The organism is Kribbella sp. NPDC050281, from assembly GCF_040655855.1.
Classification (GTDB): Bacteria; Actinomycetota; Actinomycetes; order Propionibacteriales; family Kribbellaceae; genus Kribbella.
In genome coordinates this window covers 38,321-50,019 of the sequence record NZ_JBFAKS010000023.1, presented here as the reverse complement: position 1 = coordinate 50,019, position 11,699 = coordinate 38,321, and the positions used below count along the sequence as shown (strand labels likewise).

Annotated in this window: 17 protein-coding genes; 9 read left to right on the top strand and 8 right to left on the bottom strand. The window is 68.9% G+C overall.

Annotated elements, in window-relative coordinates; genetic code table 11:
- Positions 1 to 13: 13 nt before the first annotated feature.
- Entirely contained in the window at positions 14 to 664 is a 651-nt protein-coding gene (locus AB0I34_RS24405; protein ID WP_360448764.1) for an SDR family oxidoreductase, read from the top strand.
- A gap of 30 nt (positions 665 to 694) precedes the next feature.
- Entirely contained in the window at positions 695 to 1,129 is a 435-nt protein-coding gene (locus AB0I34_RS24400; protein ID WP_360448762.1) for an OsmC family protein, read from the top strand.
- Between the two features lie 7 nt (positions 1,130 to 1,136).
- Here the strand turns inward: AB0I34_RS24400 and AB0I34_RS24395 are convergent, their stop codons facing one another.
- Genes AB0I34_RS24395 through AB0I34_RS24385 form a run of 3 tightly spaced genes read right to left on the bottom strand, consistent with a single transcriptional unit; the run spans position 1,137 to position 3,250 of the window.
- Entirely contained in the window at positions 1,137 to 1,913 is a 777-nt protein-coding gene (locus AB0I34_RS24395; protein WP_360448760.1) for a sugar nucleotide-binding protein, read from the bottom strand.
- Positions 1,910 to 2,755, bottom strand: coding sequence for a hypothetical protein (locus tag AB0I34_RS24390; protein WP_360448758.1), 846 nt, complete (start codon positions 2,753 to 2,755; stop codon positions 1,910 to 1,912). Before AB0I34_RS24390 ends, AB0I34_RS24395 begins: the two co-directional genes overlap by 4 nt.
- Before the next feature lie 33 nt (positions 2,756 to 2,788).
- Positions 2,789 to 3,250 (bottom strand): Lrp/AsnC family transcriptional regulator, encoded by a 462-nt coding sequence (locus AB0I34_RS24385; protein ID WP_360448755.1) that lies wholly within the window; start codon positions 3,248 to 3,250, stop codon positions 2,789 to 2,791.
- A gap of 94 nt (positions 3,251 to 3,344) precedes the next feature.
- Here AB0I34_RS24385 and AB0I34_RS24380 point away from each other — a divergent pair, with 94 nt between their 5' ends.
- Together AB0I34_RS24380 and AB0I34_RS24375 are read left to right on the top strand one after the other, a co-directional pair.
- Entirely contained in the window at positions 3,345 to 4,193 is an 849-nt protein-coding gene (locus AB0I34_RS24380; RefSeq protein ID WP_360448753.1) for an LLM class flavin-dependent oxidoreductase, read from the top strand.
- Entirely contained in the window at positions 4,190 to 4,615 is a 426-nt protein-coding gene (locus AB0I34_RS24375) for a nucleoside deaminase (RefSeq protein ID WP_360448751.1), read from the top strand. The genes AB0I34_RS24380 and AB0I34_RS24375 overlap by 4 nt, the downstream gene beginning before the upstream one ends.
- Before the next feature lie 31 nt (positions 4,616 to 4,646).
- Here the strand turns inward: AB0I34_RS24375 and AB0I34_RS24370 are convergent, their stop codons facing one another.
- Complete coding sequence (locus tag AB0I34_RS24370) at positions 4,647 to 5,261, bottom strand: hypothetical protein (RefSeq protein ID WP_360448749.1); 615 nt, start codon at positions 5,259 to 5,261, stop codon at positions 4,647 to 4,649.
- On the opposite strand from AB0I34_RS24370, the gene AB0I34_RS24365 reads away from it, so the two are divergent.
- Positions 5,250 to 5,603, top strand: coding sequence for a hypothetical protein (locus tag AB0I34_RS24365; protein ID WP_360448746.1), 354 nt, complete (start codon positions 5,250 to 5,252; stop codon positions 5,601 to 5,603). The two genes, AB0I34_RS24370 and AB0I34_RS24365, sit on opposite strands and share 12 nt — an antisense overlap.
- 102 nt (positions 5,604 to 5,705) lie before the next feature.
- Positions 5,706 to 6,140, top strand: a complete 435-nt coding sequence (locus AB0I34_RS24360) for a GNAT family N-acetyltransferase (RefSeq protein WP_360448744.1) — start codon at positions 5,706 to 5,708, stop codon at positions 6,138 to 6,140.
- Here AB0I34_RS24360 and AB0I34_RS24355 read toward each other — a convergent pair.
- Both AB0I34_RS24355 and AB0I34_RS24350 read right to left on the bottom strand, forming a co-directional pair.
- Positions 6,125 to 7,051 carry a WYL domain-containing protein gene (locus AB0I34_RS24355; protein ID WP_360448741.1) on the bottom strand — a complete coding sequence of 309 codons (927 nt, stop codon included), beginning with the start codon at positions 7,049 to 7,051 and terminating at the stop codon, positions 6,125 to 6,127. The genes AB0I34_RS24360 and AB0I34_RS24355 overlap by 16 nt on opposite strands.
- A gap of 57 nt (positions 7,052 to 7,108) precedes the next feature.
- Complete coding sequence (locus AB0I34_RS24350; RefSeq protein WP_360448739.1) at positions 7,109 to 7,645, bottom strand: DinB family protein; 537 nt, start codon at positions 7,643 to 7,645, stop codon at positions 7,109 to 7,111.
- 52 nt (positions 7,646 to 7,697) lie between these two features.
- Between AB0I34_RS24350 and AB0I34_RS24345 the strand changes: the two genes are divergently transcribed.
- Positions 7,698 to 8,669, top strand: coding sequence for a WYL domain-containing protein (locus AB0I34_RS24345; protein ID WP_360448737.1), 972 nt, complete (start codon positions 7,698 to 7,700; stop codon positions 8,667 to 8,669).
- Between the two features lie 36 nt (positions 8,670 to 8,705).
- Entirely contained in the window at positions 8,706 to 9,257 is a 552-nt protein-coding gene (locus AB0I34_RS24340) for an isochorismatase family protein (protein ID WP_360448734.1), read from the top strand.
- A 102-nt stretch (positions 9,258 to 9,359) separates the two neighbouring features.
- On the opposite strand, the gene AB0I34_RS24335 is transcribed toward AB0I34_RS24340, so the two are convergent.
- Positions 9,360 to 10,226: a LysR family transcriptional regulator gene (locus AB0I34_RS24335; RefSeq protein WP_360448732.1), complete on the bottom strand. Its 867-nt coding sequence runs from the start codon at positions 10,224 to 10,226 to the stop codon at positions 9,360 to 9,362.
- A 74-nt stretch (positions 10,227 to 10,300) separates the two neighbouring features.
- Between AB0I34_RS24335 and AB0I34_RS24330 the strand changes: the two genes are divergently transcribed.
- On the top strand, positions 10,301 to 10,810 hold the full coding sequence (locus AB0I34_RS24330; protein WP_360448730.1) for a cysteine dioxygenase family protein: 510 nt from the start codon (positions 10,301 to 10,303) through the stop codon (positions 10,808 to 10,810).
- Here AB0I34_RS24330 and AB0I34_RS24325 read toward each other — a convergent pair.
- Entirely contained in the window at positions 10,801 to 11,643 is an 843-nt protein-coding gene (locus tag AB0I34_RS24325; protein ID WP_360448728.1) for an aldo/keto reductase, read from the bottom strand. The two genes, AB0I34_RS24330 and AB0I34_RS24325, sit on opposite strands and share 10 nt — an antisense overlap.
- Positions 11,644 to 11,699: the final 56 nt, after the last annotated feature.

Below are 11,699 nucleotides of genomic sequence, written 5' to 3'. Positions count from 1 at the left end.
TTAGGCTCGGGGCATGCGAGTGGTGATTGCGGGTGGACACGGACAGATCGCGCTGCGGCTGACCAGGCTGCTGGCCGATGACGGTCACGAGGTGGTCGGGCTGGTCCGCAACCCCGATCACGAGGCCGACCTCACCGCGGCCGGCGGGCAGGCCGCCGTACTGGATCTCGAGCAGGCTGACACCGCGGCCGTCGCAGGGGTGCTGTCCGGCGCCGACGTGGCGATCTTCGCCGCCGGTGCGGGGCCGGGCAGCGGGAACGCTCGCAAGGACACGGTCGACCGTGGTGCGGCCGCGCTGTTCGCCGACGCGTCCGAGCAGGCCGGCGTACGGCGGCACATCCAGGTCGGCTCGATGGGCGCCGACCAGGCGCCCTCGCTGACCGACGACGAGACCTTCACCGTTTATCTGCGGGCCAAGTGGGCTGCCGAGGAAGACCTGCGGTCCAGGGACCTCGACTGGACGGTCCTGCGGCCGGGCGGTCTGACCAACGACCCCGGCACCGGTCAGGTGCTGCTGGCCGACAAGACGGGCAACGGCAGGATCAGCCGCGACGACGTGGCGCTGGTGCTGGCGGGGCTGTGCGACACCCCGGCCTCGATCGGCCGGACCCTCGAACTCGTCGCCGGAGACACCCCGGTGGCCGAGGCTTTGACGACTCTCTGACGTTGCCACGAGCAACAGATTGTGACGGCTATGAGCGACACACTCCGGCAGGTGCAGTTCGAACGCCTGGCGAACAGCAGCTACGAGGTCCGCAACGCGCGCGGCGGCAGCATCCGGGTCGGATCCGGCGGTGCGGACACCGACTTCACCCCGGTCGAGCTGCTGCTGGCCGCGATCGGCACCTGCTCGGCGATCGACGTCGACATCGTGGTCAGCCGGCGGGCCGAGCCGACCGAGTTCCGTGCCGAGGTGCGCGGCGACAAGGTCCGCGACGCCGAGGAGGGCAACCGGATGGAGAACCTCGCCGTCGAGTTCACCATCCGCTTCCCCGAGGGGGAGGACGGCGACAAGGCCCGGGAGGCCCTGCCACGCGCGGTGAAGATGTCGCACGACCGCCTCTGCACAGTCAGCCGCACGGTCGAACTCGGCACAGCCGTCACGACGACGGTCGACGAAACGGCCTAGACGCCGCCTAGCTTGTCAGGAACTCGCCGACCGGGCGGAGGCGGGTGGTGAGCAGCTTCTGTGTCTTCCGGCTGTCGAGGCGAACGTCCGACGGATGGCCCGGCACGAATGGCAACGTGTCCGGGTCGAGGCCATCACGAGCCGCGATCAACCGGCCGAGTTCCAGTCGGCTGACGGCATCCGGGCCGGCCACGTGAGCCGTGCCGGTGTGATCTGATTCCAGCAACTCGAGCAGCGCGGTGGCCAGGTCGCTGACGTGCACCGGGCACCGGATGTTGCCGGCGAACAGTGCCCCCGGTTGTCCACTCGCCAACGCGTGCACGAGCCGTTCGCTGGCCGACGTACCGTCGCTCCCGACGATGATCGACGTACGCGCGATCACCGCCGACGGATCGACCGCGCGGATCGTCGTCTCGGCGGCCGCCTTCGCCGCGCCGTACGGCGTCACCGGGCACGGCGCCGCATCCTCGTCGTACGGCTGATCGGCTCCGCCGAACACCACATCCGTCGACACGAACACGAGCCGGGCACCTCTTGCGGCAACGGCCAGATTGGCGGCTCCGTCAGCAGTGGTCTCCCAGTCGGACTGCCGGAACGCCGCGTGAATGATGCCATCGGGGCGGACCCGGCGCAGCACATCCGCGACCTCGCCGCGGTCCCGGACATCCATCCGAACCCCGCCCGCGAGCGTAGCTGTGTGGTACGTCGGAACGACGTCATCCCGAGCCAGCCGCACGACCTCACGCCCCAGGAAGCCGGCGGCCCCAGTGACGAGAAGCCTCACGCCGACAGCCTACGACGCTCCAATCGCCAGCCGGCAGTCCTCGTACTGCGCTTCACCTCCGCGACCGTGCGGATCTTGCGCGGTGTCATCCACGCCTGCGACGGCTTGTGCAACATCCAGCCGCCGCCGATCGTGATCCCCGCGTGCTCCACGAGACCATTCTGGTTGCGCCAGACGAAGACGGTCCCCGGTACGTCGTCCCGTCCGCGCGGGACAGTGTTGCCGGCGAGCCATTCCTCGAAGGGCTCGCGCACCATCCAGACCTGGTCCGCTCCGGCGACGCCGGCCGCTGCCATAACGGTCCCGAAGCAGTTGGGCCCGCTGCCCGCGGCGAATGTCCCGGCGAGCTCCCGCACGCGGGGGAGGGTGGATGGCCATTCGCGGACTTCGGCGTGCCGACTCGGCCCGATGTCCTCGCTGACGACGTGTGGGAGCACGTGCTCGGCCCGGTCCTCGAGGAACGACTTCCACCAGACGAACCGGTGACCGTCAGCTTGCCGGCGGACCTCCGGACCGAGCATCGCGTGCCACCGGCGGACGGTCGGCACAGCGCCACGGTTGTGACGGACCTGCGCGCGGATCAGTGCGGCCCGAGTCGGCTTCGGCAGCGCGCCGTACGTCGCTTCGTCCAGCCAGGCCACGTGCGTCGCGGAGCTGTCCAGCCTGTAGACGCGATAGGTGTCGCGTTGCTCCCGCGTCGGCTCACGGTCGTCCGTCACGAGGTCCCAGTCCTTCGCCTGCTGCCTGGTGACGTAGAACGGCTGCACCTCGGGCGCGAGCCAGTCGACCCAGTGCGCGAGCAGGGCAGGGGAGACCTCGATGCCGAGGACCGTCAGAGTCACCCGGCCAACGCTCTCAACTCCCGTCGCGGAGCGCTACCGGGTTTCGCCCGGGCCGGCCAGCGGACCGCGGTACGGCTGGGTCTGCGTATAGACGAGGTTGGTCGTCGTGCTGCCGAACTCGGTGAGCTCGTTGACGAGTTCCTCCAGATGCGGCATGGACGCCGCGGCGACCTTGAGCGTGTAGCAGTCGTCGCCGGTGGTGCGCAGGCATTCCAGGATCTCGTGCCGTTCCTTGAGCAACTGGCGGAGCGGCTCGTGCTTGTTGCCCGGATACTTCAGCCGGACGACGGCGAGTACGGCGTACCCGACCTTGGTCAGGTCGACGTCGGCCCGGTAGCCGCTGATGACGCCGGTCGACTCGAGCCGGCGGACCCGCTCGGTCGCTGCGGACGCACTGAGGTTCACCCGGCGGCCGAGCTCGGTCAGCGACATCCGCGCGTCGTCCTGCAGCGCGACCAGGATGGCCCAGTCGGTCGGATCGAGAGTCTCGGTCATACCGCGATATTACCGGTGATTCCCCGGTCGATGCCGCCGTACGCCGGGAGGAATCCCTTCAAAACAGCGCGTTCACCCCGATAGCCTGAATGGCGTGGAACTTGGTGTGAACGTCCTCAACTTCGGCCCCGGCGCGACCCCGGCCCGGCTGCGCGGCTGGGCCCGGACCGTGGAAGGCCTGGGCTACGACCTGCTGATGGTGTCCGACCATGTCGCGATCACGCCGGATGTCGCCGAGAAGTATCCGGCGCCGTTCTACGAGCCCTTCACGACGTTGAGCTGGCTCGCCGGGATCACCGACGGGATCCGCCTCGGTACGACCGTGCTGATCGCGCCGTACCGGCATCCGTTGCTGGTGGCAAGGATGGCCGCGAACCTGCAGCAGCTCAGCGGCGGCCGCCTCGTCCTCGGCGTCGGAGTCGGCTGGGCGCGGCAGGAGTTCGAGGCACTCGGCGCCGACTTCACGCGGCGGGGGCGGCAGACCGACGAGTTGCTCGGTGAGCTGCGCCGGGTCTGGGCCGACGACAAGGACTACGGCGAGGGCCACATCCCGCTGTGGATCGGTGGCGGCAGTACGGCGGGACTCCGGCGGGCTGTCCGGTTCGGCGACGCGTGGCATCCGCTGCGCCATCGGGTCGACTGGATGAGTTCGGCCCTGGACAGGCTGCGGTCGATCGCCGCCGCTGAGGACCGGCCGGTGCCGGAGTTCGCGCCGCGGATCCTGCTGCGACTGACCCCGGAGCCGCTGCCCGATGACGAGAGAGTTGCGGGAGAAGGCTCTCTCGAGCAGGTTCTCACCGATATCGACGCCCTCCGTGATCTCGGCGCGCGGAGCGTCGTCCTGGATCCATTCGCGGGGGATCCTGCCGAGACCGAACGGCCCGAAGTGGCCTGGCAAGCGCTGGCGACGATCGCCGCGCACCGACGATGGGAGAACTCGTGACCCCCGAAGCTGAAGGCTTCCTCCGCCGCGCGATCGAACTGGCCGCGGCCGCACGTGAAGCCGGCAATCCGCCGTTCGGCTCGCTGCTGGTCGGCCCCGACGGGACCGTGCTGGCCGAGGAGCAGAACACCACCATCACCGACAGCGACATCAGCTTCCACCCGGAGCTCAAGCTGGCGGTGTGGGCGGCGCGGAACCTGGACGCCGAGACAGCCTCGGGAACGACCATGTACACCAGCTGTGAACCGTGTGGGATGTGCTCCGGCGCGCTCGCCCGGTCCGGCCTCAGCCTGGTCGTGTACGCGCTCTCGGGCGAACAGCTGGGCGGACTCAAGCCGACCGGCGGCTTCCCCGCCGTCCCGCAGGAAGGTCCTGCCCTGTACGACGAGGCGCGCGTACCGGTCGACGGCTACTACCAGTAGGGGCCGGCCGCACCGGCCGGCCCCTAGCCGATCAGAGCGGCGCGAGACAGAGCGTGTACTTCGTGGAGCTCTTCTCCACCGTGTACGACGCCTCGACACCCTCGAACTGGTCGCACTGGGAGTCGTCGGTGCTGTCGTCGAGCTTGCCGACGATCTTGTAGGCCGCCTCGGACGACGTGCAGTCGACCACCTTCACGTCCGGGTCGTCGGCCGTGCCGTTGTTCACCACGCATTGACCGACCGCGGCCTCCGAGGTGGTGGTCGTGGTCAGGTTGCTGATCACGATCGCCGCGATCACCAGGATCGGGAGCAGCAGACCGAGGATGGCCGGGCGCCGGAACAGCGGCTTGCCCGGATCCATCGGCCGGCCCGGCGCACCCGGCGCCGGCTCGGGCAGACTCTTGAACTTCTGCATCGGGCCGATGTTCATCAGCATGGTGATCGGGTTGACGATCGACGACCCGATACCCCACCAGCCCTGCCACAGGCTCTTCGCCGTCATGTCCCGCACGGTCGCGATCCCGCAGGTCCGGCAGAACGGTCCCTGCAGCTTCAGGAACCGCATGAGGATGATCAGGCCCTGGTGCCCACGCACGGTCGCGTCGACCGCCGGGAAGGAACCACAGAACCGGCATTGCAGACCCATCTGCGCACCGGGGTACGCCGGCAGCGGCTGCTGCCCGAACTGGTCCTGCTGACCATGCTGAGCCTGGTGGCCGAACTGGTCCTGCTGGCCCGGCGGGGGGAACTGACCCTGCTGGGGGAAGGACTGCCCCGGCTGACCTGGCTGGCCCGGCTGCGTCGGAGCCTGGTGGAACGGCTGCTGCTGGTAGGCCTGGACCGGCTGCTGGGACTGCGGCTGGCCCGGGTACTGCCCAGACTGTTGGCCCGGCTGCTCGGGCTGGGTGTATTGGGGGAACTGCTCCGGCGGAGGTCCGTAACCGCCCGGCTGACCGGGGTACGGATTCTGCGGCGGTTGCGGTGGTGATGTGGTCACGGACGCATCCTGAGAATCGAGAGGGACACCAAACCACGGCACCCTACTCACCCCACCGGGCCATCCGGACCATCGGTGTGGCAGCCTGCCGCCATGCTCACCATCGGCTCGCTGGAACCTACCGACCGTGACGGCTGGCAGCGACTGTTTGCCGGATACAACGAGTTCTACGGCCGCACGATGCCGCCGGAGTTCTTCGACCAGGCCTGGACGCGGTTCCAGCGGGCCGAAGAAGTCCACGCGCTCGGCGCGCGGCTCGACGGGCAACTGGTCGGCATCGCGCACTTCCTGACCCACGCGAGTACGACGGCGCCGGACTCCTGCTACCTGCAGGATCTGTTCACCGCTCCGGAGGCGCGGGGGAAGGGTGCGGCTCGGGCGTTGATTGCTGCCGTCACCGATTGGGCGAAGGAGCGCGGGTGCGGCCGGGTCTACTGGTCGACCCACGAGAGCAACGCGACGGCCCGCCGGCTCTACGACCAGGTCGCCGAGAACCGCGGCTTCATCCTCTATCAGATCCCGCTGTAGCGGTCGGCGAGTTCCTGGCCGAGTCGCGCCAGTTCGGCCTGCACCGACGGTGGGTCGACGACCTCGATCGACCCACCCCAGCCGGCCAGGTGCTGCGCGATCATCAGGGGTGTCGGCGCGGTGATCTTCAGCCGCGCGCGGTCGCCCTCCATCCCGTCGACCTCGCAGTTGCGCCCGAGCCGGTCCTGCATCACCCAGACGAACCGCTCGTCCATCAGTACGGTCGCCGTCAGACCGGACCGTCGTTCCTCCATCCGGTCGACGATCTCTTCCCACGCAGCGGACAGATCGAAGTCGGCCGGCCGCTCGAATCTCGCAGCGGTCACCTCCGCCGACAGCACCCGATCGACTCGGAACGTCCGCTGCCCCTTCTCGGTCCAGGCGATCAAGTACCAGACGTCGTCCTTGTCCACGAGCCCGAGTGGATCGACTACCCGTTCCGACGCATCGCGCCCGCGTCCGGCGTACTCGAGCCGCACCTTCACCCGCCGTACGACGGCATCCTGCAAGCGACGTACCAACTCGGGCCGTTCCTTCACGTGCTCACCCCAGCGCGCCGGGTCGATCACCACCGCCTCGGCCGCTGCCTGCGCGTGCTCCCGGAAGGTGTCCGGCAGCGCCCGCACCAGCTTCCGCAGCGCCGCCTTCGCATCGGGGGCGATCGACGCGGCCGGCCCGACCAGCAGGAACAGTGCCTGTGCTTCCGTCGCGGTCAGCCCGCTGAGGTCGGTGCGGGCGCCGCCGATGAGCTGCCAGCCACCATTGCGTCCAGGCTGTGGGTAGACCGGGATGCCTGCGGTGGACAGTGCCTCGAGGTCGCGGCGCGCGGTCGCGACCGAGATCTCGAGTTCGCCGGCCACCTCGGCCGCGGTCACCCGGCCCCGGGCCTGCATCAGCAGCAACACAGCCACCAGTCGATCCGCGCGCACCCTTCATGGTCGCAGAGAAAGCGCTCATCGAGTGAGCACTTACTGTGGCAGCGGTTGACCCTCTCCGACCAGGCCGTCGATCGACTCGCGGATCAGATCGGCGTGACCGGTGTGCCGCGCGTACTCCTCGATCATGTCCGCCACCATCCGGCGCAGGTTCTGCCCGTCGTCTGTCTTGCCGACCTTGCCCATCCCGCCCTCGGCCAGTGCCTCGGCCACCGACGCGTGTGCGCGCTCCACAGCGCCCTCCCACAACGCCTGCAGTGCCTCGGGGGAGTCGTCGGCCGCGGTCCGCCACTCCCAGTCGGGGTCAGCGTCCCAGTCGACCGCATTCCATGGCGCGCCCGGATCCCGTCCGAACAGGCGGTTCGAGAACATGTCGTCCTCGACCAGTGCCAGATGCTTGACCAAGCCGCCCAGAGTCATCGTGGACGGTGCGAGTCGCGTGTTCATGCCGGCCGCGTCGAGCCCGAAGCACTTCCAGGCGAAGGTACGGCGATTGCGATCGAGTACGCCGAGCAGCGTCTGGATCTCGTCGCCGGCGGCGGGCAGTTCCGTCATGGTGTTCAGGTCCATGCGCGGCACGCTACCCTCGGTTCCGGACGGACTACTTCCGGAATGGTGACGCATGGCGTACGACGTGAGTCCGACGGCCCGGACCCTGATGGTGCTGGAGCTGATCCAGAACAGCCCGGGCATCACGGCCGACCAACTGGGGGACAAGCTCGGTGTCTCCGAGCGCGCCGCCCGCCGCTACGTCGGGATCCTGCGCGAAGCCGACATCCCGATCGAGTCGGTCCGCGGCCCGTACGGCGGTTACCGGGTCGGCCGCGGCCTGCGACTCGCGCCGCTGATGTTCAGTCAGACCGAGGCACTCGGGCTCGTGATGGCGGTGCTCGAAGGTCCGCGCGGCGCCGATGATCCGGTGGAGGTCGCGCTCGGAAAGATCATTCGTGTTCTCCCGGAGGCCATCGCCCGCTCGACCGACGCCGTACGCCGGGTCAGTGCCCGCGGACCGGATCCCGGCGCTCGCACTCCGGACCCGGCGATCACGGCTCAGCTGGTATCGGACAGCGCGGACTGCCGGCGGGTCGTCCTCCGGTACGAGCGCTGCCCGGGCGAGGAATGGTCGATGGAGGTTGATCCTTGGGCGGTGGTCGTCCGCCGAGGCCGCTGGTATCTGCTCTGCTGGTCGCTCGCCAAGAACGCTCGGCGCATCCTCCGCGTCGACAAGATTCGCGGCATCGAGACCCGGACCGAAACGTTCACCCCACCGGCGGACCTCGATGCGCTGGCGCTGGTCGAGGAGCATCTGGCGATGGGCTGGAAGTACAAGATCGAGGTCGTCATCGACGCACCGCTGGAGCAGGCCAGGTGCTGGATCGCCCGCAGTATGGGCCGCCTGGAGGCCATCGATGCCACCCACACCAGGCTCACCGCGAGCACGGACGAGCCCGACTGGTACGCCTCCCAGCTGACCGCGATCACAACGCCGTACCGCGTGATCGGATGCCCGGAACTGGTCGAGGCGACCGAGGAGCTCGCCCGCCGGCTGTTGCGGGCGAGCGGGGCGACGGAAACTGTCGGTGGGCAGGTCTAGCGTCATCGATCTGGTCGAACAGAAGGAGGGACGTCCATGTCCACGTTGTCCGACAGGCCGAACACGGCCCTGGTAGTGATCGACGTCCAGAACGGCGTCGTCGAAGGAACTCACGAGCGCGATCAGACCGTCGCGAACATCAGCAGCCTGGTCGGCAAGGCGCGCGCGGGCGGTGTGCCGGTCGTCTGGGTGCAGCACTCGAGCAAACACCTGGTGAAGGACAGCGACGAGTGGCAACTCGTTCCCGAGCTCGACCGCGACGAGTCCGAGCCTCTGGTCCACAAGACCTTCGCCGATTCCTTCGAGGACACTGACCTCGAGGACGTCCTGGCCAAGGGCGGGATCGGCCGGCTGTTCGTCAGCGGCGCGCAGACCGACGAGTGCATCCGCTCGACGATCCACGGCGCCTTCGTCCGCGGGTACGACGTCACCCTCGTCGCCGACGCCCACACCACCGAGGACCTCTCCGAGTGGGGCGCTCCGCCGCCGGACAAGGTCATCGCGCACACGAACCTCTACTGGGAGAACCACACGGCGCCGGGCCGCACCGCCGGCGTCCAGCCCACCAAGGAGGTCGACTTCAGCTGAGCTCCGGGAGCCCGTGCTCGGTGGCCCAGCCCACCGCTGCGGCGGCCGCCTGCTCCTGCTCGACCAGCGTCCCGTCCAGGTCGAACAACACTCCCTTCAGCGTCACGGAGTGGCTGCCTCGGTGAGGGCGGTGAGGAGGGCTGCGATCGCCGGTGGGTCCGGTGGTTCGCCGTACGTAGCGGCGTAAACGTGCCGCCGCGATCCAGGCAGCTCGTTCGCGATCACCCCGTCGGCGTGGTGAGTGCGAAGAGCGAGCCCGGGCATGGTGGTGACGCCGAGGCCGGCCGCAACGAGCGCCTGCATCACCACCATGTCGTCCGAGGTGTAGCCGATCTGCGGCTCGTAGCCTTCCTCCGCGCACAACGACACAAGATGACTCCGGCAACGATCACAGCCCGCGATCCACGTCGCGTCACGCAGCCCGGACAACTCGACCTCCCGGCCCGACGACAGCACGTACAGCGGGTCGTCGAGCAAGTGATGCAGCCGGATCCCGCTCGGTTCCGGCGCGGTCTCGTCGTACCGGAAGATGATCGCGACGTCGATCGTCCCGATACGGAGCAGCTCGAGCGCCTCGGGTGGGTGCGTGTCGATCAGGCTGATCCGCAGGCCCGGATGCTGCGCGGAGAGCGCTGCCACCGCTCCCGGGACCAACGCCCCGATCGCCGACGAGAAACCGGCCAGGCGGACTCTGCCCGCAGTCAGTCCGACGTGGGCCGCGAGCTCGGCGTCGACCGCGTCGATCCGCCCGATGATCTCCGCGGCCCGGGCCGCCAGCATGCGTCCCGCCTCGGTGAGCCGGATCCCGCGCCCCACCCGCTGCAGCAACTGCGCGCCGGTCTCCGCCTCCAGCCGGGACAGATGATGCGTGACGGACGGTTGCGAGTAGTGCAACTCGCGCGCCGCCGCGGTGACGGAGCCGTGGCGCGCGACGGCGTCGATCACGCGCAGCCTGGTGACATCGAGCATGTATCAATTCCATCTATGGATGACCTAAAGACTTGGCATTAGACGTTATGGGTTGGCGGGGGCACGCTCAATACATGACTACGACAACGCTTCCGACCAGCCAACTCACCGACCTCGTGGCGGGCGTCCGCACCGCCATCTCCCAGCACGCCGACTGGAACGACACGGCCCAGCTCGTGGCCGAGCAACTCCGCCGGAACCTGCCCACTCCCGACGTACTGACGCCCGAGCAGCGGCTCGGGTCGCCCGACCGCTACATCAGCCACACCCTGCACGTCGAACCGGACGGCTCGTTCTCGATCATCGCCCTGGTCTGGCGACCCGGCCAGGTGACGCGGATCCATGACCACGTCACCTGGTGTGCGTTCGGCGTCATCCAGGGCGTCGAGCACGAGGACCTGTTCGACGCCGACCTCCGGATCGTCGGCCAGAGCGACAACCACGTCGGCGACGTGAGTGGCTTCGCTCCGCCCGGTGACATTCACCGGGTGCACAACACGACGGACAGCACCGCGATCTCGGTCCACATCTACGGCACCGACGTGACCGCGATCGGCGGCAGCGCCCGCCGGTACTACGACTGAGGCAGAGCGTCCAACGCCTCGAGCTGGGCGGGGGAGAGGCTGATCGAGCCGGCCGCCAGGTTCTCCTCCAGGTGGTGCGCGTTCCCCGTGCCGGGGATCGCCAGGACGTTGTCGCCACGACTCAACGTCCACGCGAGCCGGATCTGCGCCGGCGTCGCACCGTGTTCCACGGCGATCTCGCGAATCACGTCGGTCTGCTTCACACCGCCGGTCTCGCGGGAGTCGGCCGTCAGTGTGAAGAACGGGACGAACGCGATCCCTTGGTCGCCACAGGCCTCCAGGATCGCGTCATTGACCCGGCCGAAGTCGACGCTGTACCTGTTCTGTACGGCGACGACCGGCGCGATCTCCTGAGCTTGCGCGAGGTGCTCCAGCCGCACGTTCGACAGGCCGAGGTGCCGGATGAGTCCCTTGGCCCTCAACTCGGCCAGCACACCGAAGTGCTCGGCGACCGAGTCGAGACCGGCCTGCCGCAGGTAGACGAGATCGAGCGAGTCCCGGCCGAGTGCACGCAGATTGCCTTCGACCAGTGCAGGCAGGGCATCCGGCCGCGCCAGCCCGGTGATCGTCGGCCCGACCTTCGTCGCGATCACAAGGTTGTCGTCGTACGGCGCGAACGCGCGGAAGATCGCGTCGTTCGCCCAGTTGAGCGGCTCGAACTCGCGGCTGTTCCCCTCCTGCCCGTAGGTCGGGTAGAAGTCGGCTGTGTCGAGGTGGTTGACGCCCAGCTCGACCGCCCGGCGCAGCAGCGCGATCGCCTTCTCCCGCACGTCCGCCCCCCGGCCGTCGCTTCCCGCGAGCCGCTTCGTGCCGAACCCGATGCGGCGGACCACGCGGTCGCCGAGCCGCCAGAATTCCGTGGACTTGATTTCCGGAATTTGTGATGATA

What these genes read in the sequence shown, in the direction of transcription:
- AB0I34_RS24405 (WP_360448764.1), top strand. Translation starts at nt 14, where the DNA reads ATGCGAGTGGTGATTGCGGGTGGACACGGACAGATCGCGCTGCGGCTG.
- AB0I34_RS24400 (WP_360448762.1), top strand. Translation starts at nt 695, where the DNA reads ATGAGCGACACACTCCGGCAGGTGCAGTTCGAACGCCTGGCGAACAGC.
- AB0I34_RS24385 (WP_360448755.1), bottom strand. Translation starts at nt 3,250, where the DNA reads ATGACCGAGACTCTCGATCCGACCGACTGGGCCATCCTGGTCGCGCTG.
- AB0I34_RS24370 (WP_360448749.1), bottom strand. Translation starts at nt 5,261, where the DNA reads ATGGGTCTGCAATGCCGGTTCTGTGGTTCCTTCCCGGCGGTCGACGCG.
- AB0I34_RS24360 (WP_360448744.1), top strand. Translation starts at nt 5,706, where the DNA reads ATGCTCACCATCGGCTCGCTGGAACCTACCGACCGTGACGGCTGGCAG.
- AB0I34_RS24350 (WP_360448739.1), bottom strand. Translation starts at nt 7,645, where the DNA reads ATGGACCTGAACACCATGACGGAACTGCCCGCCGCCGGCGACGAGATC.
- AB0I34_RS24345 (WP_360448737.1), top strand. Translation starts at nt 7,698, where the DNA reads ATGGCGTACGACGTGAGTCCGACGGCCCGGACCCTGATGGTGCTGGAG.
- AB0I34_RS24340 (WP_360448734.1), top strand. Translation starts at nt 8,706, where the DNA reads ATGTCCACGTTGTCCGACAGGCCGAACACGGCCCTGGTAGTGATCGAC.
- AB0I34_RS24335 (WP_360448732.1), bottom strand. Translation starts at nt 10,226, where the DNA reads ATGCTCGATGTCACCAGGCTGCGCGTGATCGACGCCGTCGCGCGCCAC.
- AB0I34_RS24330 (WP_360448730.1), top strand. Translation starts at nt 10,301, where the DNA reads ATGACTACGACAACGCTTCCGACCAGCCAACTCACCGACCTCGTGGCG.